Origin of the sequence: Pseudomonas asiatica (assembly GCF_009932335.1) — a bacterium.
Taxonomy (GTDB): domain Bacteria; phylum Pseudomonadota; class Gammaproteobacteria; order Pseudomonadales; family Pseudomonadaceae; genus Aquipseudomonas; species Aquipseudomonas asiatica.
On record NZ_BLJF01000001.1, the window covers coordinates 4,071,129 to 4,095,018 of the forward strand.

A 23,890-nucleotide genomic window follows, 5' to 3' on the forward strand; every position below is an offset into this window, starting at 1 on the left:
ATAGCGGCCCCGGCAATTTCTGCTTTGATGTTGAAATCCTGGGGCCGCTGCGCGGCCCTTTCGCGACACAAGGCCGCTCCTACAAAAAGCGCCTCCCTCCTTACCCCCTCCGCCCCGCAACAGGGCACGACGCAAAGCGCCATCACGCCACAAATCCGACGCCAAAAAATCGACACACCACCACTTATAGCCAAACGCCATAAGACCGTTCGTAGCTTTTTTGACTATTTTTTCAAAATATTTTTCGATGCTGGCATAAAAATATCTCGCAACAGTTTCGCCCTTTATATATCGGGGCAAAACCCCCGAGTGCTATCAGATTGAAATTGTCCGCCACTGAAAAAATATTTAGAAATCTTTCATCCACGTCGAACCCACCTCGGAACTTCTGCTACGACGATTCGCTCATAGTGCCGTAACGATTTTCCTGCCCTTGGGCTGTGAGAGATGACTTACATATGACAACGGCAGGTATCCACTACCGGCCTCAACAACTTCGACAGGTATGACGGGCAACCCCCGAAGACCTGTCCATGCAGGAGAGACGCGTCCCTTTCAATTCGTCCTAGTGGTTGATTTCAAAGGATTTTTCCACTTGAAAAAACAAGCACAGCAAAGCGCCACGTAGCGCATTGCAATAAAGACGGCTGCATTCCAGGGCACGTTTTTTAATTAATGGCTTTTTACTGCCACATTTGAGTGCATAACTTTTTGCGCTCCGGATTTATTTTGCCTGCGCTCGGCGAAGTGTGCATTTCGCCATGGATCCGTGCGCCCGAAAACTGTTGTTAATCAACCCAGTCCGGCTCTCTCCGGAGGCGCCGGCGTGATAAACACATGAGGTGATAGCGATGCGTATCAGCATCTTTGGTTTGGGTTATGTGGGTGCAGTCTGTGCAGGCTGCCTGACGGCGCGTGGCCATGAAGTGATCGGTGTGGACGTGTCCAGCACCAAGATCGACCTGATCAATCAGGGCAAGTCGCCCATCGTCGAACCTGGCCTGGAAGCACTGCTGCAACAGGGCATCGCCAACGGCCGCCTGCGCGGTACTACCGATTTCGCCGAAGCCATCCGTGCCAGCGACGTATCGATGATCTGCGTGGGTACCCCAAGCAAGAAGAACGGCGACCTGGGCCTCGAATACATCGAGTCGGTGTGCCGAGAAATCGGCTACGTGCTGCGTGACAGCGAGCGCCGCCACACCATCGTGGTACGCAGCACCGTGCTGCCGGGCACCGTGAAGAACGTGGTGATCCCGATCCTCGAAGACTGCTCGGGCAAGAAAGCCGGCGTCGACTTCGGCGTCGCGGTCAACCCGGAATTCCTGCGTGAAAGCACCGCGATCAAGGACTACGACCAGCCACCGATGACCGTCATCGGCGAACTGGACAGCGCCAGCGGCGACATCCTGCAGGCCCTGTACGAAGAGCTCGACGCACCGATCATCCGCAAGCCGATCGAAGTGGCCGAGATGATCAAGTACACCTGCAACGTGTGGCACGCCACCAAGGTCACCTTCGCCAACGAGATCGGCAACATCGCCAAGGCCGTAGGCGTGGATGGCCGTGACGTGATGGACGTGGTCTGCCAGGACAAAGTGCTGAACCTGTCCCAGTACTACATGCGCCCTGGCTTCGCCTTCGGCGGCTCGTGCCTGCCCAAGGATGTGCGCGCCCTCACCTATCGCGCCGCCAGCCTCGATGTACGCGCACCGCTGCTCGACTCGCTGATGCGCAGCAACGAATCGCAGGTGCAGAACGCCTTCGAGCTGATCGAAGCCCACGACAAGCGCAAGGTCGCCCTGCTCGGCCTGAGCTTCAAGGCCGGCACCGACGACCTCCGTGAAAGCCCGCTGGTGGAACTGGCCGAACGCCTGATCGGCAAGGGCTACCAGCTGGATATCTACGACGAGAACGTCCAGTACGCCCGCGTACACGGCGCCAACAAGGACTACATCGAGTCGAAGATCCCGCACGTGTCGTCGCTGCTCAACGCCGACTTCCAGAAGGTGATCGACAACGCCGACATCATCGTCCTGGGCAACCGTGACGAGCAGTTCCGTGCACTGGCCCAGCAAGCGCCGGCCGGCAAGCACGTGATCGACCTGGTCGGTTTCATGAGCAAACCGACCTGCGCTACCAGCCGCACCGAAGGCATCTGCTGGTAAGTGCTGGCCGGGCAGCGGGGGCCTCCCCACCCCCGCTGCCCACCTTTTCCCGAATTCTCGACGGATGCTGAACATGCAAAGGATCCAGACAGTGCTGTTGCAGTGCGCCGGTTGGCTGCTCTACGTGAGTCTGCTCATGCTGATCGCCCTGGCCCTGCCAGCCGATATCTTCGACTCGCAGTCGAAGCACTTCATCTTCCTGGTCGGCGCAGTCGGCATCTGGCGCTACTCCATGGGCGCCACCCATTTCATCCGCGGCATGATCTTCCTCTACGGCGTATACCCGTACCTGCGCCGCAAGGTTCAGAAAATGGGCAAGGACGCCGACCCGTCCCACGTGTACCTGATGGTGACCAGCTTCCGCATCGAAGCTCTCACCACTGCTCAGGTGTACAGCTCGGTGATCCGCGAGGCGATCAACTGTGGCTTCCCCACCACCGTGGTCTGTTCGCTGGTGGAGATGTCGGACGAACTGCTGGTGAAAAGCCTGTGGGCCAAATACAACCCGCCAGCCCATGTGAAACTGGACATCGTGCGCATCGCCGGTACCGGCAAGCGTGACGGCCTGGCCTACGGTTTCCGTGCGATCTCGCGCATGCTGCCGGACGAGAACGCCGTGGTGGCGGTAATCGACGGTGACACCGTGCTGGGCGATGGCGTGGTACGCAAGACCGTGCCGTGGTTCAAGCTGTTCCCCAACGTCGGCGGCCTGACCACCAACGAGTTCTGCGAAGTGCGTGGCGGCTACATCATGAGCGAGTGGCACAAGCTGCGCTTCGCCCAGCGCCACATCAACATGTGCTCGATGGCCCTGTCCAAGCGCGTGCTGACCATGACCGGACGCATGTCGATGTTCCGCGCCAGCGTGGTGACCAACCCCGAGTTCATCGCCGACGTCGAAAGCGACTCGCTGATGCACTGGCGCCTGGGCCGCTTCAAGTTCCTCACCGGTGACGACAAGTCCAGCTGGTTCAGCCTGATGCGCCTGGGCTACGACACCTTCTACGTGCCGGACGCCGCCATCAACACGGTCGAGCACCCGCCGGAGAAGAGCTTCCTCAAGGCCAGCCGCAAGCTGATGTACCGCTGGTACGGCAACAACCTGCGGCAGAACTCCCGCGCGCTTGGCCTGGGCCTGCGCCGCCTGGGGCTGTTCACCAGCATCGTGCTGTTCGACCAGCGCGTGTCGATGTGGACCAGCCTGCTGGGCCTGACCGTGGCGGTGATCGCCAGCCTCAAGTTCGGCCTGGGCTTCCTGCTGGTGTATCTGCTGTGGATCGGCATCACCCGCCTGATCCTCACCATCATGCTGCTGTGCTCCGGCCACAACGTAGGCCCGGCCTACCCGCTGATTCTCTATTACAACCAGATCATCGGCGCGCTGATGAAGATCTACGTGTTCTTCCGCCTCGACAAGCAGTCCTGGACGCGTCAGCCCACTGCCCTCAAGCGTGACCTCGCCAGCTTTCAACAATGGTTCAACACCTGGTCCTCGCGGACCATGACCTTCTCGGCTGCCAGCATCTTCGTTGCTGTGCTGTTCATGGTCGTGTGAGCCCAACCCGGATCGGAACTAACAGGAACAAACCACATGAATACCGCCGTGAACGTCAACGTCGTGCATGAGTCCGAAGCCCAGCGCCAGCATGCCCGGGTACGCATCCCCGCCAAGCTGCGGTTCCTCGACCCTCAGCGCCAGGCCCACGATGTGAAGGTCGACGACCTCTCCGCCGGTGGCCTGAGCTTCCACACCAAGCAACAACTGTCGGTTGGCGACGTGCTCCGCGGGCGGCTGCAGTTCACGGTCGACAACCTCGGCCTGTCGATGGACATCGAGTTCCAGGTGCGCTCCTACAACCCGGGCAGCGGCCGTACCGGCGCGCAGTTCCAGAACCTCGAGCTCCGCGACATCGCCACGCTGCGCCACATCATCACCTCGCACCTGTCGGGTGAGCTGATCACTGCTGGCGATGTGCTCAGCACCCTGCAGCGCGACAACTTCACCAAGGCGCGCAAGCAAAAGGACGGCGGTGCCGGCCTGAGCGCCTTCGGCCGCCTCAAGGCGGTCACCGTCACCCTCGGCGTGTTCGTGGTCGGTGTCGCCGCCTTCGGCTTCATCGCCAAGTCGCTGTACGGCATGTACTTCGTCAGCCATGCCGAAGCCGGCGTGGTCGCGGTACCCACCACCAACGTCACCATGCCGCGCGACGGCACCGTGAACAGCCTGGTCGAAAGCGGTGGGCAGATCGCCAAGGGCGCGCCACTGGCCAGTTTCACCACCAGCATGCTGGACATGCTCAAGGGCAACCTGGAAGACGCACAACTGGAGCCGGCGAAGATCGAGGAACTGTTCGGCAAGCAGCTGTCCGGCACCCTCACCAGCCCGTGTGATTGCGTGGTTGCCCGCCAGCTGGTGGACAACGGCCAGTACGCCGCCAAGGGCCAGCCGATCTTCCAGCTGATCCCGCGCACCACCAACCCGATGATCGAGGCGCGCTTCACCTACCGCCAGTTCGACGAGGTCAAGCCAGGTACCCGGGTCAACTTCCAGGTAGCCGGCGAAGACGAAGTACGCACCGGCCAGATCGTCAGCAGCGCCAGCCTCAACAGCGAAGACCTGGCCGCCGACATCCGCGTGCAGATCAAGCCCGACAGCGCCCTGCCCGCCGAACTCGCCGGTCGCCCGGCTTCGGTCAACAGCGACCGTGGCCCATCGCTGAACTGGCTGATCGACAAAGCCATGGCCCGTGGGCTGTAAGAGGACAAGCCTATGACTAGCAGACAACCCGATACCTGTGGGAGCTGGCTTGCCGGCGATCGAGTGCGCAGCACTCGCCCAGCAGATGTATCGCCTGCACTGGCCAATCGCCGGCAAGCCAGCTCCCACAGGGTTCGTGTGAACCTTGGTTTGTGTGGCCTGGCCATGGCCATCGCCTTGGCCGGCTGTGCAGGCCTGCCCGACCAGCGCCTGGCCAACGAAGCCATGAAGCGCGGTGACACGGCACTGGCCGAGCGCAACTACAAGGCGCTGGCCGACCTGGGCTACAGCGAAGCGCAAGTGGGCCTGGCCGACATCAAGGTCGCCACCCGCGATCCGGCGAAAATCAAGGAAGCCGAGGCCACCTACCGCGCCGCGGCCGCCATTTCGCCGCGTGCCCAGGCGCGCCTTGGCCGCCTGCTGGTGGCCAAGCCCGACAGCACCCAGGCCGAGCGCGAAGAAGCCGAAACCCTGCTCAAGCAAGCCGCCAAGCAGGGCGAAAGCAACACCCTGATCCCGCTGGCGATGCTCTACCTGACCTACCCGCAGAGCTTCCCCAAGGTCAACGCGCAGCAGCAGATCGACCAGTGGCGCGCCGCCGGTAACCCGGAAGCGGGCCTGGCCCAGGTGCTGCTGTACCGCACCCAGGGCACCTACGACCAGCACCTGGGCGAAGTGGAGAAAATCTGCAAGGCCGCCCTGAACACCACCGACATCTGCTACGTCGAACTGGCCACCGTGTACCAGAAGCGTGGCCAGGCCGACCAGCAGGCTGCCCTGCTCGGCCAACTCAAGGCTGCCTACGCCCGTGGCGCAGTGCCGGCCACCCGGGTCGACAGCGTTGCCCGGGTACTGGCTGACCGCAGCCTCGGCCAGACCGACGAAAAAACCGCCAAGGACCTGCTCGAGCAGGTGGCCCCGGCCAACCCGGCGTCCTGGGTCAGCCTGGCGCAACTGGTGTACGACTTCCCCGAGCTGGGTGATACCGACCAGCTGATGGCCTACATCGACAAGGGCCGCGAAGCCGAACAGCCACGCGCCGAACTGTTGCTGGGCCGCCTGTACTACGAAGGCAAGACCGTGCCTGCGGACGCGCCCAAAGCCGAAGAACACCTGCAGGCTGCCGCCGACGCCGGCGAAGTCAGCGCCCATTACTACCTGGGCCAGCTGTACCGCCGCGGTTACCTGGGCAACGTCGAGCCGCAGAAGGCCGTCGACCACCTGCTGGCCGCCGCCCGTGGCGGACAGAACAGCGCCGACTACGCCTTGGCCCAGCTGTTCAGCGAAGGCCACGGCATTCGCCCGCAACCAGGTAACGCCTGGGTATTCGCCCAGCTGGCCCAGGCCAACCCGTCGCCGCAGTCCGCTGAACTGTTGCAGCAGCTCGATCAGCAACTTACGCCTGACCAACGCAGCCAGGCCCAGCAACTGCTGGCACAAGAGAAGCAGGCGCGCGGCAGCATGGCGCAAGGCGCAAACAGCACCCTGGCCATCGAAGCCCTGCAAGACGACGAAAAAGAAGTAACCGGTGAGGACTCGCTATGACGCTCAATCCCTTCGTGAAAGCTGGCATCGGCCTGAGCTTCGCCCTGCTGTGGTCCTGCCCGACCCTGGCGGAAATGACCGCTGAAAAGAACTTCGGCCTGGATGTGAAGATCACCGGCCAGTCGGAAGACGACCGTGACCTGGGCACCCGCTCCGGCGGCGACGTCAACGGCCTCGGTCTTGATCTGCGCCCTTGGGTATATGGCGAGCGTGGCAACTGGAGCGCCTATGCCATGGGCCAGGCAGTCACCGCCACCGACACCATCGAAACCGACACCCTGCGCCAGAACGACGACGGCACCAGTACCGATACCGCTGCCGACGGCCGTGAACAGGACAAGAGCTACCTGGCCATGCGCGAATTCTGGGTCGGCTACAGCGGCCTGACCGCCTACCCCGGCGAGCAGCTGCGTTTCGGCCGCCAGCGCCTGCGCAGCGACGATGGCATGTGGCGTGACACCAATATCGAGGCGCTGAACTGGACCTTCGACACCACCCTGCTCAAGGCCGACCTGGGCGTGGCCCAGCGCTTCAGCGAATACCGCACCGACCTCACCGAACTGGCCCCGGAAGACAAGGACCGCACACACCTCTACGGCAACGTCGCCACGCAGTGGACCCCTGGCCACTGGGTCGGCGTTCGCGCCCACCACACCCACGACGGCGGCAGCCTGAAGAACCCGGGCGAAACCGTCGATGCGCTGGACAAGACCCGCACCGGCGACCTCACCTGGCTGGGCCTGGAAGCCAACAGCGACGCCTACAACTGGCGCAACGACCACACCGTCAACTACTGGGGCAGCGTCACCTGGCTGACCGGTGACCGCGACACCCTCAGCAGCCAGGTCGTCGGTGACGAAACCGTGGCCACCGGCAAGCAGAGCGGTGACGTCAACGCCTGGGCCACCGACCTCGGCATCCGCCTGCGCCTCGACCCGCAATGGCAGGTCGGTGCGGCCTACGCCCGTGGCAGCGGTGGTGGTGGCGACGACGGTTCGAGCAACTACGAGCAGACCGGCCTCGAGAGCAACCGCTCCAATTACACCGGCACCCGTTCGCGCGTGCACCGCTTCGGTGAAGCCTTCCGTGGCGAGCTGGGCAACCTGCAGGCGGCCACCCTGTTCGCCTCCTGGCAGCTGCGCGACGACTACGACGCCAGCTTCATCTACCACAAGTTCTGGCGTGTCGATGGCAACCAGAACATCGGTTCCAGCGGCATCAACGCGGTAGTCAATGACAACGGCGTGAACCGCCCGCTGGTCGATGGTGAAAAAGACCTTGGCCAGGAAATGGACGTGGTCGTGACCAAGTACTTCAAGCAAGGCCTGCTGCCGGCTTCGATGAGCCAGGCCATCGACGAGCCATCTGCCCTGGTGCGCCTGCGCGCCGGTGTGTTCAAGCCGGGTGACGCCTACGGCAAGGAAGCGGACTCGTACATGCACCGCGCCTTCGTCGACGTGATCTGGCGCTTCTGAGGCCGGGAGACCCTGATGAACCTTCACCCGCACTTACGTCACAGCCTCCTGGCCAGCGCCCTGCTGCTGGCCAGTGGCCTGGTCGCTGCCGCAGAGCCCCAGGTGATCGCCAAGGAACTGCAGCAGGCCAAGACCTACACGGTCTCCAGTGCACCGGTCGAGCCGCTGCACATGGACCCGCCGAAGCTGCCTGACCTGACCGGCTACACCGCCGAGGCGGTGCAGAAGAAAATCGACCGTCGCCACAAAGGCAAGGTCAGCCTGCGCCGCATGTTCCAGGAGGACACCCTCAAGGAATTCGTTGGCGGCGACAACAAGGCGGCCGAGTGGGTCCAGCGCCAGCATGGCATTCCGCAGGCGATCTTCGTCGATGACGGCCATGTCGACCTGGTCGAGCTGAGCAAGAAGGTACCCAAGCAGTACCTCAGCGAAGTCGAGCCAGGGGTCTACCTGGCGCGCCTGCCGATCGTGGTCGGGCAGAAGGGCATCCTCGAGATCGACGGCAAGGTCAAGCAACTGCGCCTGTCCCAGGAAGGCGGTTCGTTCCTGGTCAACGACGGCAAGCTGTTCGTCACCGACACCCAGGTGACCGGCTGGCGGGAAAAGGAAAACGGCCCGGCAACCTTCCGCTCGCCCAAGGAGTTCCGCCCGTTCCTGCTGTCGTGGGGCGGTACCGAGACCTACATCGTCAACACCAAAATGGCCAGCTTCGGCTACGCCAAGTCCAAGTCGTACGGCGTGAGCATCTCGCAGTACACGCCGAACATGGCCAAGCGCATGGGCCGCCCGGAACCCACCGGCTGGATCATCGGCTCTGAGTTCAGCGACATGTGGTACGGCTTCTACTGCTACGAGACCCAGGACTTCGTGGTCAAGGACAGCACCTACCGCGACAACATCGTCTACGGCATCGACCCGCACGACCGCTCGCACCGGCTGATCATCGCCGGCAACACGGTGTACGGCACCAAGAAGAAGCACGGCATCATCGTCTCGCGTGAGGTCAACGACAGCTGGATCATCAACAACAAGAGCTTCGACAACAAGCTCTCGGGCGTGGTGATCGACCGTAACAGCGTCAACAACCTGATTGCCTACAACGAGATCTACCGCAACCACACCGACGGCATCACCCTGTACGAAAGTGGCGACAACCTGATCTGGGGCAACAAGCTGATCAACAACCGCCGCCACGGCATCCGCGTACGTAACAGCGTGAACATCCGCCTGTACGAAAACGTCGCAATAGCCAACGGCCTGGTCGGCGTGTACGGCCACATCAAGGACCTGTCCAACACCGACCGCGACATCGCCCTCGACCCGTTCGACACCAAGGTGTCGCTGATCCTGGTCGGTGGCGAACTGGCGGCCAACGGCTCCGGCCCGCTGTCGATCGACTCGCCGCTGTCGGTCGAGCTTTACAAGGTATCCATGCTCGCCCCGCGCAAGGCCAACGGCATCAGCCTCAACGGCATCCTCGGCGAACGCCAGGACGAAATCCTCGACCTGCTGGTACGCCAGCAAAAGGCTGTGCTGATCGACCCGGTCGAACGCCAGACCGAAATGATCGATTAAGGAAGCCCAGACCATGACTCCACATCTGATGAAACTGCTGGGCCTGTCCGCCGCCCTTCTGGCGATCAGCCAGGGCGTGCGCGCCGAAGACGTCAAGGCCCCCACCTTCAGCGCCGAGCCTTGCTGCCAGCTGTGCCCTGAAGCGCACGACCCAAGCCGCTACACAACCCGTTACCAGCAGAACTTCACCACGCTGGTGCAGGCGAAGGGCGACTGGCTGTTCCGTACCCGCGAAGACCTGCGCACCGAGTTCAATACCACCCCGGCCGGCTACAAGCGCCTGCAGCAAGTGCACGACGCATTCAAGAAGCGCGGTGTGGAACTGGTGGTGGTGTACCAGCCGACCCGCGGCCTGGTGAACCGCAACATGCTCAACCCGGCGGAAAAGGCTGCCTTCGACTACCAGAAGGCCCTGGGCAACTACCAGGCCATGCTCAAGCGCTTTGCCAGCATGGGCTACAACGTGCCCGACCTGTCGCCGCTGACCAATGAGCAACTGGCCGCTGCCGACCAGGGCAAGGACTTCTACTTCCGTGGCGACCAGCACTGGACGCCTTATGGCGCCGAGCGCGCGGCCAGGATCGTGGCCGATACCGTGCACAAGATGCCGGCCTTCGAAGGCATCCCGCGCAAGGAATTCGAAACGAAAAAGTCCGGGCGCATGGGCAAGACCGGCACCCTGCATAACGTGGCCGGCCAGCTGTGCGGCACCAGCTATGCCGTCCAGTACATGGACCAGTTCGCCACCGAACCAAAAGGTTCCACCGGCGGCGGCGACGACCTGTTCGGTGACGGCGGCAACGCGCAGATCACCCTGGTCGGCACCAGCCACAGTGGCAAGAACTACAACTTCTCCGGGTTCCTCGAGCAGTACATCGGCGCCGACGTGCTCAACGTGGCCTTCCCTGGTGGTGGCCTGGAAGGTTCGATGATCCAGTACCTGGGCAGCGAAGAATTCCAGAAGAACCCGCCGAAGATCCTGATCTGGGAATTCTCCCCGCTGTATCGCCTGGACCAGGAAACCATCTGGCGGCAAATCCTTGGCCTGCTCGACGACGGCTGCGATAACCGCCCGGCCCTGATGAGCGCCAGCGCCACCCTCAAGCCCGGCAAGAACGAGCTGATGGTCAATGGCAAGGGCGGCGTGATCAAAGACCTGATCAACCGCAACATGCAGATGGACGTCAAGTTCGAAGACCCGTCGGTGAAGGTGCTGCAAGCGACCCTCTGGTACCTCAACGGCCGCCACGAGGACATCAAGCTGGAAAAACCGGAAACCTCCGACACCGACGGCCGCTTCGTCTTCCAGATGCGCGAAGACGAGGACTGGGCCAGCCAGAGCCTGCTGGCGTTCGAGGTGCAGGGACCGGAAAGCGGTACCCAGAAGGTCGAAGCCAAGCTCTGCAAACGCAACAACTTCGCCGTGCCTGCGCAGACCGCGCAGGCCGGCCAGTGAGGCGACCATGATCCCGTTCAAGCGAATTTCCCGCCCCGCCCTGCTCGCCCTGGCGTTGTGCGGCGGTGCCGCGCACGCCGCGCTGGTACCGCCCCAGGGTTACTACGAGGGGATCGAAAAGCTCAAGACCGGCGACGGTAACTTCCGCTGCGAAGCTGCCCCCAAACCGTATACCGGTGCCCTGCAGTTCCGCAGCAAGTACGAAGGCTCGGACAAGGCGCGGGCAACACTCAACGCCGACTCGGAAAAGGCCTTTCGCAAGTCCACCGAAGACATCACCACCCTTGAGAAAGGCGTGAGCAAGATGATCGGCCAGTACATGCGTGACGGCCGCCCGGCGCAACTCGACTGCACCCTGGCCTGGCTGGGCAGCTGGGCCCGCGCCGATGCGCTGATGTCCACCGACTACAACCACACCGGCAAGTCGATGCGCAAATGGGCGCTGGGCAGCATGAGTGGTTCGTGGCTGCGCCTGAAGTTCTCCAATTCGCAGCCGTTGGCCGCGCACCAGGCCGAGGCCGAGCTGATCGAAAAATGGTTCGCCCGCCTGGCCGAGCAGACCGTGCGCGACTGGAGCGACCTGCCACTGGAGAAGATCAACAACCACAGCTACTGGGCTGCCTGGGCGGTAATGGCCACCGCCGTGGCTACCGACCGTCGCGACCTGTTCGACTGGGCCGTGAAGGAATACAGGGTTGGCGCCAACCAGGTAGACGAGCAGGGCTTCCTGCCCAACGAACTGAAGCGCAAGCAACGCGCCCTGGCCTACCACAACTACGCCCTGCCGCCGTTGACGATGATCGCCAGCTTCGCCCAGGTCAATGGCGTGGACGTGCGCGGCGAGAACAACAACGCCCTGCAGCGCCTGGCGCAGCGGGTACTGAACGGTTCGAAGGACCCAAGCGCGTTCAAGGCCCGCAATGGCGAGAAACAGGACATGAAAGACCTGAAGATCGACAGCAAGTACTCGTGGATGGAGCCCTATTGCAGCCTGTATGCGTGCGGTGGCGACACCCTGCAGCGCAAGCGCGGTATGCAGCCGTTCAACAGCTTCCGGCTGGGCGGCGACCTGACCCGGGTCTATGACCCGAGCGCAGAGAGCAAGAAGTAACACACCCCAATGTGGGGGTGAAACCTGTGGGAGCCGGCTTGCCGGCGATGGGCTGCGTAGCAGCCGCTGTCTACCGCTGGGCAAGGCTTCGCCGGCAAGCCAGCTCCCACAGAGGTACTAGGTTGCCTTCCAGTCTTGCACTGGGGGGTTTGGGGGGCGCTTTGCCCCGGATGCTGTGAACAAAAAGGAGAACCGGGATGGTCTTCTCGTCCAACGTGTTCCTGTTCCTGTTCTTGCCGATCTTCCTCGGCCTGTACTACTTGAGCGGGCAACGCTATCGCAACCTGCTGCTGCTGGTCGCCAGCTACATCTTCTACGCCTGGTGGCGGGTCGACTTCCTCGCCCTGTTCGCCGGCGTGACCCTGTGGAACTACTGGATCGGCCTGAAAGTCGGCGCCGCCGGCGTGCGTACCAAGCCGGCACAGCGCTGGCTGCTGCTCGGCGTCGGTGTGGACCTGGCGATTCTCGGCTACTTCAAGTACGCCAACTTCGGCGTCGACAGCCTCAACGCGATCATCTCCTCGTTCGGCCTGGAGCCGTTCATCCTCACCCACGTGCTGCTGCCGATCGGTATCTCGTTCTACATCTTCGAGTCGATCAGCTACATCATCGACGTGTACCGCGGCGACACCCCGGCCACCCGCAACCTGATCGACTTCGCGGCGTTCGTGGCGATCTTCCCGCACCTGATCGCCGGCCCCGTGCTGCGCTTCAAGGACCTGGTCGACCAGTTCAACAACCGCACCCACACCCTGGACAAGTTCTCCGAAGGCTGCACCCGCTTCATGCAGGGCTTCATCAAGAAAGTGTTCATCGCCGATACCCTGGCGGTAGTGGCCGACCACTGCTTCGCCCTGCAGAACCCGACCACCGGGGATGCCTGGCTCGGCGCTTTGGCCTACACCGCGCAGCTGTACTTCGACTTCAGCGGCTACAGCGACATGGCCATCGGCCTGGGCCTGATGATGGGCTTCCGCTTCATGGAGAACTTCAAGCAGCCGTACATCAGCCAGTCGATCACCGAGTTCTGGCGGCGCTGGCACATCAGCCTGTCGACCTGGCTGCGCGACTACCTGTACATCACCCTGGGCGGTAACCGCAAAGGCACCTTCAACACCTACCGCAACCTGTTCCTGACCATGCTGCTGGGTGGCCTGTGGCACGGCGCCAACTTCACCTACATCATCTGGGGCGCCTGGCACGGCATGTGGCTGGCCATCGAGCGCGCGCTGGGCATCGACACCAACCCGCAGCGTTTCAACCCGGTGAAGTGGGCATTCACCTTCCTGCTGGTGGTGGTCGGCTGGGTGATCTTCCGTGCCGAGAACCTGGAAGTGGCCGGTCGCATGTACGGCGCCATGTTCAGCTTCGGCGACTGGCAGCTGTCGGAACTCAACCGTGCCCAGCTCACCGGCCTGCAGGTAGCCACCCTGGTGGTCGCCTACATCACCCTGGCGTTCTTCGGCCTGCGCGACTTCTACCGCAACGCCCGGCCAACGCCCAAGGCCACCCCGGTGCAGGTCAACAGCGACGGTTCGATCGGCCTGGACTGGACCCGGGTGATGACCCGCGCCCTGGTGCTGCTGCTGTTCGTGGCCTCGATCCTCAAGCTTTCGGCGCAGAGCTACTCGCCGTTCCTTTACTTCCAGTTCTGAGGTTGATGACATGACCCGGACATTACGCATTACCTATTCGCTGTCGTTCCTCGGCCTGCTGGTGGGCATGGGCGTCTGGTCCACCGGTGGCCTGCAAAGCTTCCAGCGTACCGAGCAGATGACCCTGCTCAACGGCAAGCTGGCCAAGGCTGCCGAGACCCACTACGACGAGCAGTTCCCGATCAAGCGCCTGGGCACCAACCTTTGGGCGGCGATGGACTTCAAGCTGTTCAACGAAGGCCGCCCCGGCGTGGTACTGGGCCGCGACCAGTGGCTGTTCAGTGACGAAGAGTTCAAGCCCACCGCCGGTGCCGAGCAGCTGATGCAGGAAAACCTGGCGCTGATCCGTGGCGTGCGTGACACCTTGCAGCAGCACGGCAGCCAGCTTGTATTGGCGATCGTGCCAGCCAAGGCGCGGGTGTACGCCGAATACCTGGGCACGGAACTGCCGACCAGTCTGCATGACGACCTGTACAACCAGTTCCATGCCCAGGCACGCCAGGCCAACGTGTTCGCCCCGGACCTGTTGGCACCCATGGAGCAGGCCAAGGCGCGCGGCCAGGTGTTCCTGCGCACCGACACCCACTGGACGCCGATGGGCGCCGAAGTGGCTGCGCAGGCACTGGCCGAAGCGGTCAGCCGCCAGAGCCTGCTCAACGGCGACCCGCAGGCGTTCATCACCGAAGCCGGCAGCACCGCGCCATACAAGGGCGACCTGACCAACTTCCTGCCACTGGACCCGCTGTTCAGCAACCTGCTGCCGGCCCCGGACAACCTGCAGCAGCGCACCACTCGCCCGGTCGAGACCGAAGGTGAAGCCGGTGACGCACTGTTCGCCGACACGCAGATCCCGGTTGCACTGGTGGGCACCAGCTACAGCGCCAACCCGCACTGGAACTTCCTCGGCGCGCTGCAGCAGGCCCTGCGCAGCGATGTGGCCAACTACGCCGAAGACGGCCATGGCCCGCTGCTGCCGATGCTCAAGTACCTGCAAAGCGATGCCTTCAAGAACGCCGCACCCCAAGTGGTGGTGTGGGAATTCCCCGAACGTTATCTGCCAATGAAGAACGACCTCAGCAGCTTCGATCCACAGTGGATCGCCCAGCTGAAGAACACCCGTAAATCCGAAGAAAACCTGGCTTTGTCGTCCACCCGGACTAACCACTAATCAGAGGAACCTACATATGACTACCAAGACTTCCATTGCCAAAGCCCTCACCCTCGCTGCCGGCCTGTCCCTGGCCTCCATGCAGGCCTTCGCCGGCGCCGACGCCGCGCTGTATGGCCCGAGCGCACCGAAAGGCTCGACCTTCGTGCGCCTTTACAACGCTTCCAGCGCACCGGCGGCAGCTTCGGTCGGCAACACCCAGATCAAACAGGTTGGTGCACAGGGCAGCAGTGACTTCAGCTTCCTGCCAGGGGGTGACTACACCGCTCAGGTCGGTGGCAAGAGCGTGCCGGTCAAGCTGGCTGCGGACAAGTACTACACCCTGGTCAACAGCGCCAGCGGCAACCCGCAGTTGATCGAAGAGCCGCCGTTCAAGAACAAGCAGAAAGCCCTGGTTCGCGTGCAGAACCTGAGTGACCAGCAACTGACCCTGAAGACCGCCGACGGCAAGACCGAAGTGGTCAAGCCGGTTGCCGCCAACGGCCGCGGCGAACGCGAAATCAACCCGGTCAAGGTCAACCTGGCGCTGTTCCAAGGAGACAAGAAAGTGGGTGACGTCAAACCCGTCGCCCTGGAGCGCGGCGAAGCCGCAGTGCTGTACGTAACGGGTTCCGGCAACGCCTTGTCGCCGGTGTGGGTAACTCGCCCCGTGGCTAGCAACTGATTCCCCTGCCTCTCAACGACTATTGGAGAAACATGATGATCCCGGTAATTCTTTCTGGTGGTAGCGGTTCCCGTCTGTGGCCTCTGTCGCGAAAGCAGTTCCCCAAGCAGTTCCTGGCCCTGACCGGTGAGCACACACTGTTCCAGCAAACCCTCGAGCGCCTGGTGTTCGAAGGCATGGACACACCGATCGTGGTCTGCAACAAGGACCACAAGTTCATCGTCCAGGAGCAACTGGCCGCACTGAAGCTGCAAACCCAAGGCATCCTGATGGAACCGTTCGGCCGCAATACCGCGCCGGCCGTGGCCATGACTGCCATGAAACTGGTCAACGAAGGCCGCGACGAGCTGATGCTGGTGCTGCCCGCCGACCACGTGATCGATGACCAGAAGGCCCTGCAGCGCGCATTGGCCCTGGCCACCGTGGCCGCCGAGCGTGGCGAGATGGTGCTGTTCGGCGTGCCGGCGACCAAGCCGGAAACCGGCTACGGCTACATCCGTTCCAGCCAGGACGCCCTGCTGCCTGAAGGCGTGGCGCGCGTGGCGCAGTTCGTCGAAAAGCCCGACGAAAAACGCGCCGCCGAGTTCGTCCAGGCCGGCGGCTACTTCTGGAACAGCGGCATGTTCCTGTTCCGTGCCAGCCGCTTCCTCGAAGAGCTGAAGAAGCACGACGGCGACATCTACGACACCTGCGTGCTGGCCCTGGAGCGCAGCCAGGAAGACGGTGATGTGCTGAGCATCGACGAAGCCACCTTCGCCTGCTGCCCGGACAACTCCATCGACTACGCGGTGATGGAAAAGACCCAGCGCGCCTGCGTGGTGCCGATGTCGGCCGGCTGGAGCGACGTGGGCTGCTGGTCGTCGCTGTGGGAAGTGCACGAGAAGGACGACAACGGCAACGTCACCAAGGGCGATGTGGTGGTGCAGGACAGCCACAACTGCATGATCCACGGCAACGGCAAGCTGGTGTCGGTGATCGGCCTGGAGAACATCGTGGTGGTCGAGACCAAGGACGCCATGATGATTGCCCACAAGGACAAGGTCCAGGGCGTCAAGCAGATGGTCAAGACCCTCGACGAGCAGGGCCGCAGCGAAACCCAGAACCACCTGGAAGTGTATCGCCCGTGGGGCTCGTACGACTCGGTGGACATGGGCGGCCGCTTCCAGGTCAAGCACATCACCGTCAAGCCGGGCGCCAGCCTGTCGCTGCAGATGCACCACCACCGTGCCGAGCACTGGATCGTGGTGTCCGGCACCGCCGAGGTGACCTGTGACGAGAACGTGTTCCTGCTGACCGAAAACCAGTCGACCTACATCCCGATCGCATCGGTGCACCGCCTGCGCAACCCGGGCAAGATCCCGCTGGAGATCATCGAAGTGCAGTCCGGCAGCTACCTCGGCGAGGATGACATCGAGCGCTTCGAGGACGTTTACGGGCGTACCTCCACTCCGATCGAACGGGGTGTTTCGGTGAAGACCATCGCGCAGTAATGCAACCCTGGGGCCGCTTTGCGGCCCCGCTTTTTGAGCCACTCTCCATTTCGGGCTACGATGGTCAGACCCCGCGCAATCAAGGTCTGCACGTCCCATGATCATCGGTGCCTTCCTCATCCTCACCTGGCTGGTGCTGCTGTTGCGCTACCCGGCCAAGGCCCTGCCGATCTCGCTGGCAGCCGTTTGTGGCCTGGGCCTGGTGGCCCTGTTCGTCGTCTGGCAGGACACCCGCGAAACCTCGCAACTGGCCCGCCTGGACCTACGCCTGACCTACGCCCCCGAACACTGCCCCGCCGACCGTGCCCTGCAGGTGCGCATGAAGAACGGCAACGACGTGCCGCTGACCGAACTGCGCTGGCGGGTGGCGGCGTATGCGCCGGGCGATACCGTGAACCTGGCGGAGAACACCTACAACGCCCCGCGCTACCGTGGGCCGGGTGAACTGCAGCCAGGGGCCGAGTGGAAGGACTGCCTGCCACTGCCGCCACTGCGCTCCGGGTACAGGCCGCAGACCCTGGAGTTTCGTGCAGAGCATCTGCAAGGTACGTTTGCCAACTAATCTATCGCCTGTGCCGGCCCTTTCGCGGGCTTGCCCGCTCCCACAGGTACTGCACAGTACTCAAGAGCTGTGGAGTTCCTGTGGGAGCGGGCAAGCCCGCGAAAGGGCCGGCACAGGCAACACCAACTTCCCCTGACAACAGGCCCCAACCATGCCCACCGTCCTGATCACCGGTTGTTCCAGCGGCATCGGCCGCGCCCTGGCCGACGCCTTCCGCGATGCCGGCCACCACGTCTGGGCCACCGCCCGCAAACCTGAGGATGTCGAGCAACTGAACGCCGCCGGCTTCACCGCCCGGCAACTTGATGTGAACGACAGCGAGGCGCTGGCCCGCCTGGCCGAGGATCTGGTAAACCTCGATATCCTGATCAACAACGCCGGCTACGGCGCCATGGGCCCGCTGCTCGATGGCGGTGTGGATGCCCTGCGCCAGCAGTTCGAAACCAACGTATTCGCCGTGGTCGGCGTTACCCGCGCATTGTTCCCACAGCTACGCCGCTCACGGGGCCTGGTGGTGAACATCGGCAGCGTATCAGGCGTGCTGGTCACTCCGTTCGCCGGCGCCTACTGCGCCTCGAAAGCCGCCGTGCATGCCCTGAGCGATGCTTTGCGCCTGGAACTGGCGCCGTTTGGTGTGCAGGTTATGGAAGTGCAGCCAGGGGCGATTGCCTCGCAGTTCGCCAGCAATGCCCAGCGCCAGGCCGAGCAGGTGCTGGCGGCGGATTCGGCGTGGTGGCCGTTGCGCGAGCACGTGCAGGCACGGGCACGGGCTTCGCAGGACAAGCCCACCTCGGCGGCAGTGTTTGCCCAGGGCGTGTTGGCAGCGGTCGGGAAGTCGCCGGTGCCGGCGGTGGTGCGGTTGGGCAACGGCAGTACGGCTTTGCCGTTGATGGCCCGGTTACTGCCGCGACGGGTGCTGGATTGGGCGTTGCGCAAGCGGTTTGGCCTGCTGCGCCCGCTCTGATTGATTGGTTGCCTGTACTGGCCTCTTCGCGGGTAAACCCGCGAAGAGGCCAGTACAGGCAAAACAGATCAGGCAATGGAACGCAGCACCCCGCCATCCACCCGCAAGGCAGCCCCGGTAGTGGCACTGGCCTGCATCGACGCCAGGTACACCACCATGTTCGCCACCTCCTCCACTGTCGCCAGTCGCTTGATCAGCGAGGTCGGCCGGTGCTCGGCAAGGAAGTTGGCCTCCAGCTCTTCAGTCGACACCCCCTGCTCCTCGGCCAGCTTGGCAAAGAAGTCGCCCACACCTTCCGAACGCGTAGGCCCCGGCAGCACCGAATTCACCGTCACCCCGGTGCCGGCCAGGGTCTCGGCCAGCCCGCGCGACACCGCCAGCAACGCAGTCTTGGTCATGCCGTAATGAATCATCTCGGTCGGGATCTGCAGCGCCGACTCACTGGACAGGAACACCACTCGCCCCCATTTGCGTTCGGCCATGCCCGGGGCATAGTGGCGTGACAGGCGAACGGCACTGAGCACATTGACGTCGAAGAAACGCTGCCAGTCCTCATCCTCGATCTCGAAGAACGGCTTGGGCTCGAAGATGCCCAGGTTGTTGACCAGGATGTCGGTGTGCGGCACCTGCTTGAAAAGCGTCTGCGCACCGGCCTGGGTGCTCAGGTCGGCAGCGATGCCGATGATGCGCGCCTGCGGCAGGCGCTCGCGCACTACTTTGAGGGCTTCGTCGACCCGGGCCTGGGTGCGACCGTTGAGGACCACTTCGGCCCCCGCCTCGGCCAGGCCGATGGCGATGGCCAGGCCGATGCCGGCGGTGGAGCCGCTGACGATGGCGCGCTTGCCGTTCAGGGAAATGTGCATCTGTGCCTCCTCGGTAATCAGGACAATTGCCGGGGCTGCTTTGCAGCCCATCGCGACACAAGGCCGCTCCTACATGCGGACGCGATCTCCTGGAGCGGCCTTGTGTCGCGATGGGCCGCAAAGCGGCCCCAAAACATCACACTTTCTTCACAGGCTGCTCGTCAAACGCCTGCCAGCCACCACCCAGGGCCTTGTACAGCCCCACCAGCGCCTGCGACACCGCCGCAGAACTGTCGATCCACTGCTCCTCGCTGGCCAGCAAAGCCCCCTGCACCGTCAGTACATTGAGAAAGTCCACCGCCCCTTCCACATACTGGCGCTGGGCAGTTTCCAGGGCGATGCGGTTCTGCCGCACCGCCTCGGCCAAGTGGTCGCGGCGCAGCTGGCTGGCGTTGTACAGGCGCAGCACATCGTCGATTTCATGCCAGGCACCCAGCACCACCTTGCGGTAGTTCAGCGCCGCTTCCTGCTGCTGCGCCTCGCGCAGCTCCAAGGTGCCCTTGAGCCGGCCACCCTCGAAGATCGGCAGCGACAGCTGCGGCCCGAAGGCGAAGCGGCGTGAATCCCAGGCGCCGAAATCGGACAGCTGCATGGCCTGGAACCCGACACTGCCCGACAGCCGGATGCTGGGGTAGAAGTCGGCCTTGGCCACGCCAATGCTGGCGGTGGCAGCATGCAAACGAGCCTCGGCCTGGCGAATGTCCGGGCGGCGTTCGGCCAGTTCGGACGGCAAGCCAATGGCGAACTTCTGCTGTGGCGCAGGCAGTTCGCCGCCCTGCAGCAACTCGGCCTGCAGGCTGCGCGGTGGTTCGGCGGCAAGCAGGCTGAGGGCGTTGATCAGGTCGTCGCGCCGCGCTTCCAGACTAGGCAGGCGTGACTCGATAGAGGCGACCTGGGCACTGGCCTGAGCCACGTCCAGGCGCGTGGCGACACCTTCGGCCTGGCGGTTTTCGGACAATTTCAGGCTGTGCTGGGCGACCTTGAGGTTGTCGCGGGTCACATCGATGGTGTGCTGCACAGCGCGCAACTGGATATAGTTGCCGGCGGTTTCCGAAAGCAATGCCAACAGCACGCCGCGGCGGTCGTTCTCGGCCACTTCGACCGTGGCATCGGCTGCCTCGACCTGGCGCCGCACACGGCCCCACAGGTCCAGCTCCCAGCCGGCCACAAGGTCACCCTGCCAGAGGTTGAAGGCTTCCTTGCCCGCCTTGCCGGACGGGTCACTCAGGCCTTCGGCACTATTGCGCGAGCGGCTGTAGCCGGCGTTCACGTCCACTGACGGTACTTCGTCGGCAGCCACGGTGCTGCGCAGGGCGCGGCTTTGCAGCAGGCGGGCGCTGGCCATCTGCAGGTCGAGGTTGCGCTCGGCAACGCGTTGGATCAAAGCACTCAGGCGGGCGTCGTGGAAGCTCTCCCACCAGCGCAGTTCCAGCGGTTCGGCCTGGGGCTGGCTGGCCGCCGCCTCGCCTTGCAGCGGCGCCCACTGTTGCGGGGCCTGGCTGTCAGGGCGCTGGAAGTCAGGGCCCAAGGTGCAGCCGGCCATCAATACGGCCAGCAGCAACGGGCTCAAGCGTAACGCCGCTTTCATCGTGCACTTACCTCTTTGCCGTCCAGCTTGTCACCACGGGTGTCGATGGTCGCTTCCACCGACATGCCCACGCGCAGGCGGGCAAGCAGCGGCTGGCCGTCATCGAAAACGATCTTCACCGGGATGCGCTGCACCACCTTGGTGAAGTTGCCGGTAGCGTTGTCCGGCTTGACCGCGGCGAAGGTCACGCCGGTGGCCGGGGCGATGCTTTCCACATGGCCTTGCAGCTTCTCACCGGCAAAGGTGTCGACGCTGATGCTCACGGCCTGGCCAGGCTGTACGTGGGTCAGCTGGGTTTCCTGGAAGTTTCCGACCACGTAGGCCTGCTGCAACGGCACCACCGACAGCAGGCGGGCGCCCGGGTTGACGTAGGCACCGACACGCAAGGCACGCTCGCCGACCATGCCGTCCACCGGTGCGGTGATGCGGGTGTAGGACAGATCGAGCTGGGCCTTTTCCAGCCCTGCCTCGGCCCGCTTCAGCTGGCCGTCGGCACTGGCCACCTGGGCGGTAAGGATATCCACCTGCTTGCGCGCCGCGACCAGTGCCGCCTGGGCATTGGCCAGGCGTGCGCGGGCCTGGTCGACCCCACTGCGTGCCTGCTGGGCGTTCTGCACGGTGCCGGCACCTTGCTCGGCCAGGCGGCTGTAGCGGTTGACCTCATGGTCGGCGAACGCAGCTTCGGCCTGGGCCGCTTTCACTGCAGCCTCAGCCTGGGCAATCAGCGACGCCTGGCGCTCGAGCGTGGCACGGGCATCGGCGCTTTGCGCCTGGGCCACCAGCAACTGCGCCTGCGCGGCATCCAGCGCGGCCTGGTAGTCACGGGCATCGATGGTAGCCAGCAACTGGCCAGCCTTGACCTGCTGGTTGTCCTCCACCAGCACTTCCTTGATGAAACCGGCGATCTTGGGCGCGACCACGGTGTAGTCGGCGACAACATACGCGTCATTGGTGCTCTGGCGGTGGTCGCTGCCGAACATCCACGGGCCGACGATGGCAGCCAGGACGGCCACGGCAAGCACCGAGCCGATGAACAGGGTTTTGCGGTTGTTGGTCATTTAAGTGGTTCTCGAATTCATCCAGGGTTCAGGCCACCGCGCGCGGCGGATAGACCCGGGTAGGCACGAAAGGAATCAGGCAGATCAGGGCCACGGCAATGCAGGCCATGACCAGGTAGAGGTCGGCCGAGGTCAGCACCAGCGCCTGGTCGTGGATGCGCCTGGCCAGGCCGGCTGCGTTACCGTCGACCAGCGGGGCGTTGCCCAGGCTGTCCACCAGGTGGTTGGAATGGAAGTGCCGGCGCAGGGTGCCAAGGGCGTCCAGCAGGCCACCGGCGATCACCGCGGCCAGGCCCTTGACGGTGTTGAACCAGCTGGAGGCGAACGGGCCTTCCTGCGGGGTCATGCCGTTGGTGGACAGCATCAGCAGCGGCAGCACTGCCATTGGCTGGCCGAACACCTGCAGCAGGTAGAACGGGTAGAAATCGCCACGGATCCACTCGCTGGTCAGCAGGCTGCTGCCGGCACAGGACACAGCCAGCATCGCCAGGCCTATCCCCAGCACCCAGCGGCAGTCCACTGCGCGGATATTGCACAGCGCCGCCGTCAACGGCAGGGCCACCAGCTGCGGCATGGCCACCAGCATCATCAGCGGGCTGGTCTGCGCCGGGCGGTAGCCCTGAATCTGCGCCAGATAGGCCGACGGAATGCTGCCCACGCCCGAGAGCACGATCAGCACACCGGCCAGGGTCACCAGAGCGAAACTCAGGTTGCGCCGCGACAGCATGCGCAACTGGAAGAATGGCAACGGCTCGGACCATTCGTTGTACATGAACAGCACCAGCAACAGCAGGCCACCGCCGAGCAGCCAGCAGATCAGCGGGGAATCGAACCAGCCCCAGCGGTCACCCAGCGACAGGCCCAGTACGATGCAGCTGATGGCGGGCAGGCCGAGCAGCACGCCGCGCCAGTCGAACTGCTTGAAGCGCTCCAGGCGCAGCGGGTCCTGCGGCAGGCCCCAACCGACGCAGAACATGGCCAGCGCCGAGGGCAGGATGATCTGCCAGAACGCCCACTGCCAACCGACGTATTCGGTCCACAGCCCTGCCAGCGGTGTGCCGAGGTTGGGGCCGAAGGTGGCGGTGAGGGCATAGCAGGCCAGGCCATAGACCTTGATGCCCGGAGGCAGGAAGCGCAGGGCCACGCTCATCAACATCGGCGGCAAGGCGCCAGAGGCGAAGCCCTGGAGCACACGCAGCAGCATCAGGCTGTGCAGGTTGGGGGCGAACGGTTGCAGCAGGCCGAGCACGGCGAACAGGCCGATGGCGCTCATGGTGAAGCGCCGCAGCGAGAACGTGGTGGCCAGCCATGGCGCGAAGGCCATGGCCGAAACCGAGGCGGCGCTGTAGGCCGCCAGCAGCCAGGCGCCTTCGTCGGCACCGATGCCCATGGCCCCACGGATATCGGCCAGGGAGATTTTGGTTACCGACTCGTTGAGGCCCGCGCACAACACGGCCAGCAGCACACCGAACAGCCCGACCACTACCTGCAGGCCGAACGCAGTCTGCGCAGGCGCGGCCGGCGCGGGGGCGGCGGCAATCGCGGCAGACGGGGCGGACAGGGAACTCATGGGCAGACATCTCCAGCAACAAATTTGCGACTGGAGCAAGTCTAAGAAGGTCGAATGCTGACGAAAACTGACTTATCGGTAGGTTTATGTTGCGCTGGACGCAATCCGCCTTTTGCAGGTCTGGCCCTATCGCCGGCAAGCCAGCTCCCACAGGTACTGCGTAGTTTTCGAGATATGCAACGATCCTGTGGGAGCTGGCTTGCCGGCGATGAGGCCCTCA

At 63.7% G+C, this 23,890-nt stretch carries 18 protein-coding genes; 14 read left to right on the forward strand and 4 right to left on the reverse strand.

Annotated features, from left to right (window positions below):
* Window positions 1-851 precede the first annotated feature (851 nt).
* The 14 genes from GYA95_RS18875 (at window position 852) to GYA95_RS18940 (ending at window position 18,591) form a co-directional block, all read left to right on the forward strand.
* Window positions 852-2,168 (forward strand): nucleotide sugar dehydrogenase, encoded by a 1,317-nt coding sequence (locus GYA95_RS18875; protein WP_003257136.1) that lies wholly within the window; start codon window positions 852-854, stop codon window positions 2,166-2,168.
* A 73-nt stretch (window positions 2,169-2,241) separates the two neighbouring features.
* Window positions 2,242-3,723 carry a glycosyltransferase family 2 protein gene (locus tag GYA95_RS18880; RefSeq protein WP_031324250.1) on the forward strand — a complete coding sequence of 494 codons (1,482 nt, stop codon included), beginning with the start codon at window positions 2,242-2,244 and terminating at the stop codon, window positions 3,721-3,723.
* Window positions 3,724-3,759: 36 nt separating this feature from the next.
* Window positions 3,760-4,926 (forward strand): alginate biosynthesis protein Alg44, encoded by a 1,167-nt coding sequence (locus tag GYA95_RS18885; RefSeq protein WP_015271741.1) that lies wholly within the window; start codon window positions 3,760-3,762, stop codon window positions 4,924-4,926.
* Window positions 4,927-5,091: 165 nt separating this feature from the next.
* A complete protein-coding gene (gene algK, locus GYA95_RS18890; protein ID WP_043936268.1) occupies window positions 5,092-6,471 on the forward strand; it encodes an alginate biosynthesis TPR repeat lipoprotein AlgK in 1,380 nt (459 codons plus the stop codon).
* A complete protein-coding gene (locus GYA95_RS18895) occupies window positions 6,468-7,946 on the forward strand; it encodes an alginate export family protein (RefSeq protein ID WP_013974153.1) in 1,479 nt (492 codons plus the stop codon). The genes algK and GYA95_RS18895 overlap by 4 nt, the downstream gene beginning before the upstream one ends.
* 15 nt (window positions 7,947-7,961) lie before the next feature.
* A complete protein-coding gene (gene algG / locus GYA95_RS18900; protein WP_015271743.1) occupies window positions 7,962-9,521 on the forward strand; it encodes a mannuronan 5-epimerase AlgG in 1,560 nt (519 codons plus the stop codon).
* 13 nt (window positions 9,522-9,534) lie between these two features.
* Window positions 9,535-10,977, forward strand: coding sequence for an alginate O-acetyltransferase (locus tag GYA95_RS18905; protein ID WP_015271744.1), 1,443 nt, complete (start codon window positions 9,535-9,537; stop codon window positions 10,975-10,977).
* A 7-nt stretch (window positions 10,978-10,984) separates the two neighbouring features.
* Window positions 10,985-12,088 carry a mannuronate-specific alginate lyase gene (locus GYA95_RS18910; protein WP_015271745.1) on the forward strand — a complete coding sequence of 368 codons (1,104 nt, stop codon included), beginning with the start codon at window positions 10,985-10,987 and terminating at the stop codon, window positions 12,086-12,088.
* A 197-nt stretch (window positions 12,089-12,285) separates the two neighbouring features.
* Complete coding sequence (locus GYA95_RS18915; RefSeq protein WP_015271746.1) at window positions 12,286-13,743, forward strand: MBOAT family O-acyltransferase; 1,458 nt, start codon at window positions 12,286-12,288, stop codon at window positions 13,741-13,743.
* A gap of 10 nt (window positions 13,744-13,753) precedes the next feature.
* Window positions 13,754-14,911 carry an alginate O-acetyltransferase gene (locus GYA95_RS18920; protein ID WP_015271747.1) on the forward strand — a complete coding sequence of 386 codons (1,158 nt, stop codon included), beginning with the start codon at window positions 13,754-13,756 and terminating at the stop codon, window positions 14,909-14,911.
* 16 nt (window positions 14,912-14,927) lie between these two features.
* Window positions 14,928-15,575, forward strand: a complete 648-nt coding sequence (locus GYA95_RS18925; protein WP_013974158.1) for an alginate O-acetyltransferase AlgF — start codon at window positions 14,928-14,930, stop codon at window positions 15,573-15,575.
* 35 nt (window positions 15,576-15,610) lie between these two features.
* Entirely contained in the window at window positions 15,611-17,065 is a 1,455-nt protein-coding gene (locus GYA95_RS18930) for a mannose-1-phosphate guanylyltransferase/mannose-6-phosphate isomerase (protein ID WP_161551484.1), read from the forward strand.
* Window positions 17,066-17,162: 97 nt separating this feature from the next.
* On the forward strand, window positions 17,163-17,627 hold the full coding sequence (locus GYA95_RS18935; protein ID WP_015271749.1) for a hypothetical protein: 465 nt from the start codon (window positions 17,163-17,165) through the stop codon (window positions 17,625-17,627).
* A 151-nt stretch (window positions 17,628-17,778) separates the two neighbouring features.
* Complete coding sequence (locus GYA95_RS18940; protein WP_015271750.1) at window positions 17,779-18,591, forward strand: SDR family oxidoreductase; 813 nt, start codon at window positions 17,779-17,781, stop codon at window positions 18,589-18,591.
* 68 nt (window positions 18,592-18,659) lie between these two features.
* Here the strand turns inward: GYA95_RS18940 and GYA95_RS18945 are convergent, their stop codons facing one another.
* From GYA95_RS18945 to GYA95_RS18960, 4 genes are all read right to left on the reverse strand, one after another.
* Window positions 18,660-19,454: an SDR family NAD(P)-dependent oxidoreductase gene (locus GYA95_RS18945; protein ID WP_015271751.1), complete on the reverse strand. Its 795-nt coding sequence runs from the start codon at window positions 19,452-19,454 to the stop codon at window positions 18,660-18,662.
* A gap of 136 nt (window positions 19,455-19,590) precedes the next feature.
* A complete protein-coding gene (locus GYA95_RS18950) occupies window positions 19,591-21,042 on the reverse strand; it encodes an efflux transporter outer membrane subunit (protein ID WP_015271752.1) in 1,452 nt (483 codons plus the stop codon).
* Window positions 21,039-22,100 carry an HlyD family secretion protein gene (locus GYA95_RS18955; protein WP_015271753.1) on the reverse strand — a complete coding sequence of 354 codons (1,062 nt, stop codon included), beginning with the start codon at window positions 22,098-22,100 and terminating at the stop codon, window positions 21,039-21,041. Before GYA95_RS18955 ends, GYA95_RS18950 begins: the two co-directional genes overlap by 4 nt.
* 28 nt (window positions 22,101-22,128) lie before the next feature.
* Window positions 22,129-23,670: an MFS transporter gene (locus GYA95_RS18960; protein ID WP_015271754.1), complete on the reverse strand. Its 1,542-nt coding sequence runs from the start codon at window positions 23,668-23,670 to the stop codon at window positions 22,129-22,131.
* Window positions 23,671-23,890: the final 220 nt, after the last annotated feature.

What these genes read in the sequence shown, in the direction of transcription:
- GYA95_RS18875 (WP_003257136.1), top strand. Translation starts at nt 852, where the DNA reads ATGCGTATCAGCATCTTTGGTTTGGGTTATGTGGGTGCAGTCTGTGCA.
- GYA95_RS18880 (WP_031324250.1), top strand. Translation starts at nt 2,242, where the DNA reads ATGCAAAGGATCCAGACAGTGCTGTTGCAGTGCGCCGGTTGGCTGCTC.
- GYA95_RS18885 (WP_015271741.1), top strand. Translation starts at nt 3,760, where the DNA reads ATGAATACCGCCGTGAACGTCAACGTCGTGCATGAGTCCGAAGCCCAG.
- algK (WP_043936268.1), top strand. Translation starts at nt 5,092, where the DNA reads ATGGCCATCGCCTTGGCCGGCTGTGCAGGCCTGCCCGACCAGCGCCTG.
- GYA95_RS18895 (WP_013974153.1), top strand. Translation starts at nt 6,468, where the DNA reads ATGACGCTCAATCCCTTCGTGAAAGCTGGCATCGGCCTGAGCTTCGCC.
- algG (WP_015271743.1), top strand. Translation starts at nt 7,962, where the DNA reads ATGAACCTTCACCCGCACTTACGTCACAGCCTCCTGGCCAGCGCCCTG.
- GYA95_RS18905 (WP_015271744.1), top strand. Translation starts at nt 9,535, where the DNA reads ATGACTCCACATCTGATGAAACTGCTGGGCCTGTCCGCCGCCCTTCTG.
- GYA95_RS18910 (WP_015271745.1), top strand. Translation starts at nt 10,985, where the DNA reads ATGATCCCGTTCAAGCGAATTTCCCGCCCCGCCCTGCTCGCCCTGGCG.
- GYA95_RS18915 (WP_015271746.1), top strand. Translation starts at nt 12,286, where the DNA reads ATGGTCTTCTCGTCCAACGTGTTCCTGTTCCTGTTCTTGCCGATCTTC.
- GYA95_RS18920 (WP_015271747.1), top strand. Translation starts at nt 13,754, where the DNA reads ATGACCCGGACATTACGCATTACCTATTCGCTGTCGTTCCTCGGCCTG.
- GYA95_RS18925 (WP_013974158.1), top strand. Translation starts at nt 14,928, where the DNA reads ATGACTACCAAGACTTCCATTGCCAAAGCCCTCACCCTCGCTGCCGGC.
- GYA95_RS18930 (WP_161551484.1), top strand. Translation starts at nt 15,611, where the DNA reads ATGATCCCGGTAATTCTTTCTGGTGGTAGCGGTTCCCGTCTGTGGCCT.
- GYA95_RS18935 (WP_015271749.1), top strand. Translation starts at nt 17,163, where the DNA reads ATGATCATCGGTGCCTTCCTCATCCTCACCTGGCTGGTGCTGCTGTTG.
- GYA95_RS18940 (WP_015271750.1), top strand. Translation starts at nt 17,779, where the DNA reads ATGCCCACCGTCCTGATCACCGGTTGTTCCAGCGGCATCGGCCGCGCC.
- GYA95_RS18945 (WP_015271751.1), bottom strand. Translation starts at nt 19,454, where the DNA reads ATGCACATTTCCCTGAACGGCAAGCGCGCCATCGTCAGCGGCTCCACC.
- GYA95_RS18950 (WP_015271752.1), bottom strand. Translation starts at nt 21,042, where the DNA reads ATGAAAGCGGCGTTACGCTTGAGCCCGTTGCTGCTGGCCGTATTGATG.
- GYA95_RS18955 (WP_015271753.1), bottom strand. Translation starts at nt 22,100, where the DNA reads ATGACCAACAACCGCAAAACCCTGTTCATCGGCTCGGTGCTTGCCGTG.
- GYA95_RS18960 (WP_015271754.1), bottom strand. Translation starts at nt 23,670, where the DNA reads ATGAGTTCCCTGTCCGCCCCGTCTGCCGCGATTGCCGCCGCCCCCGCG.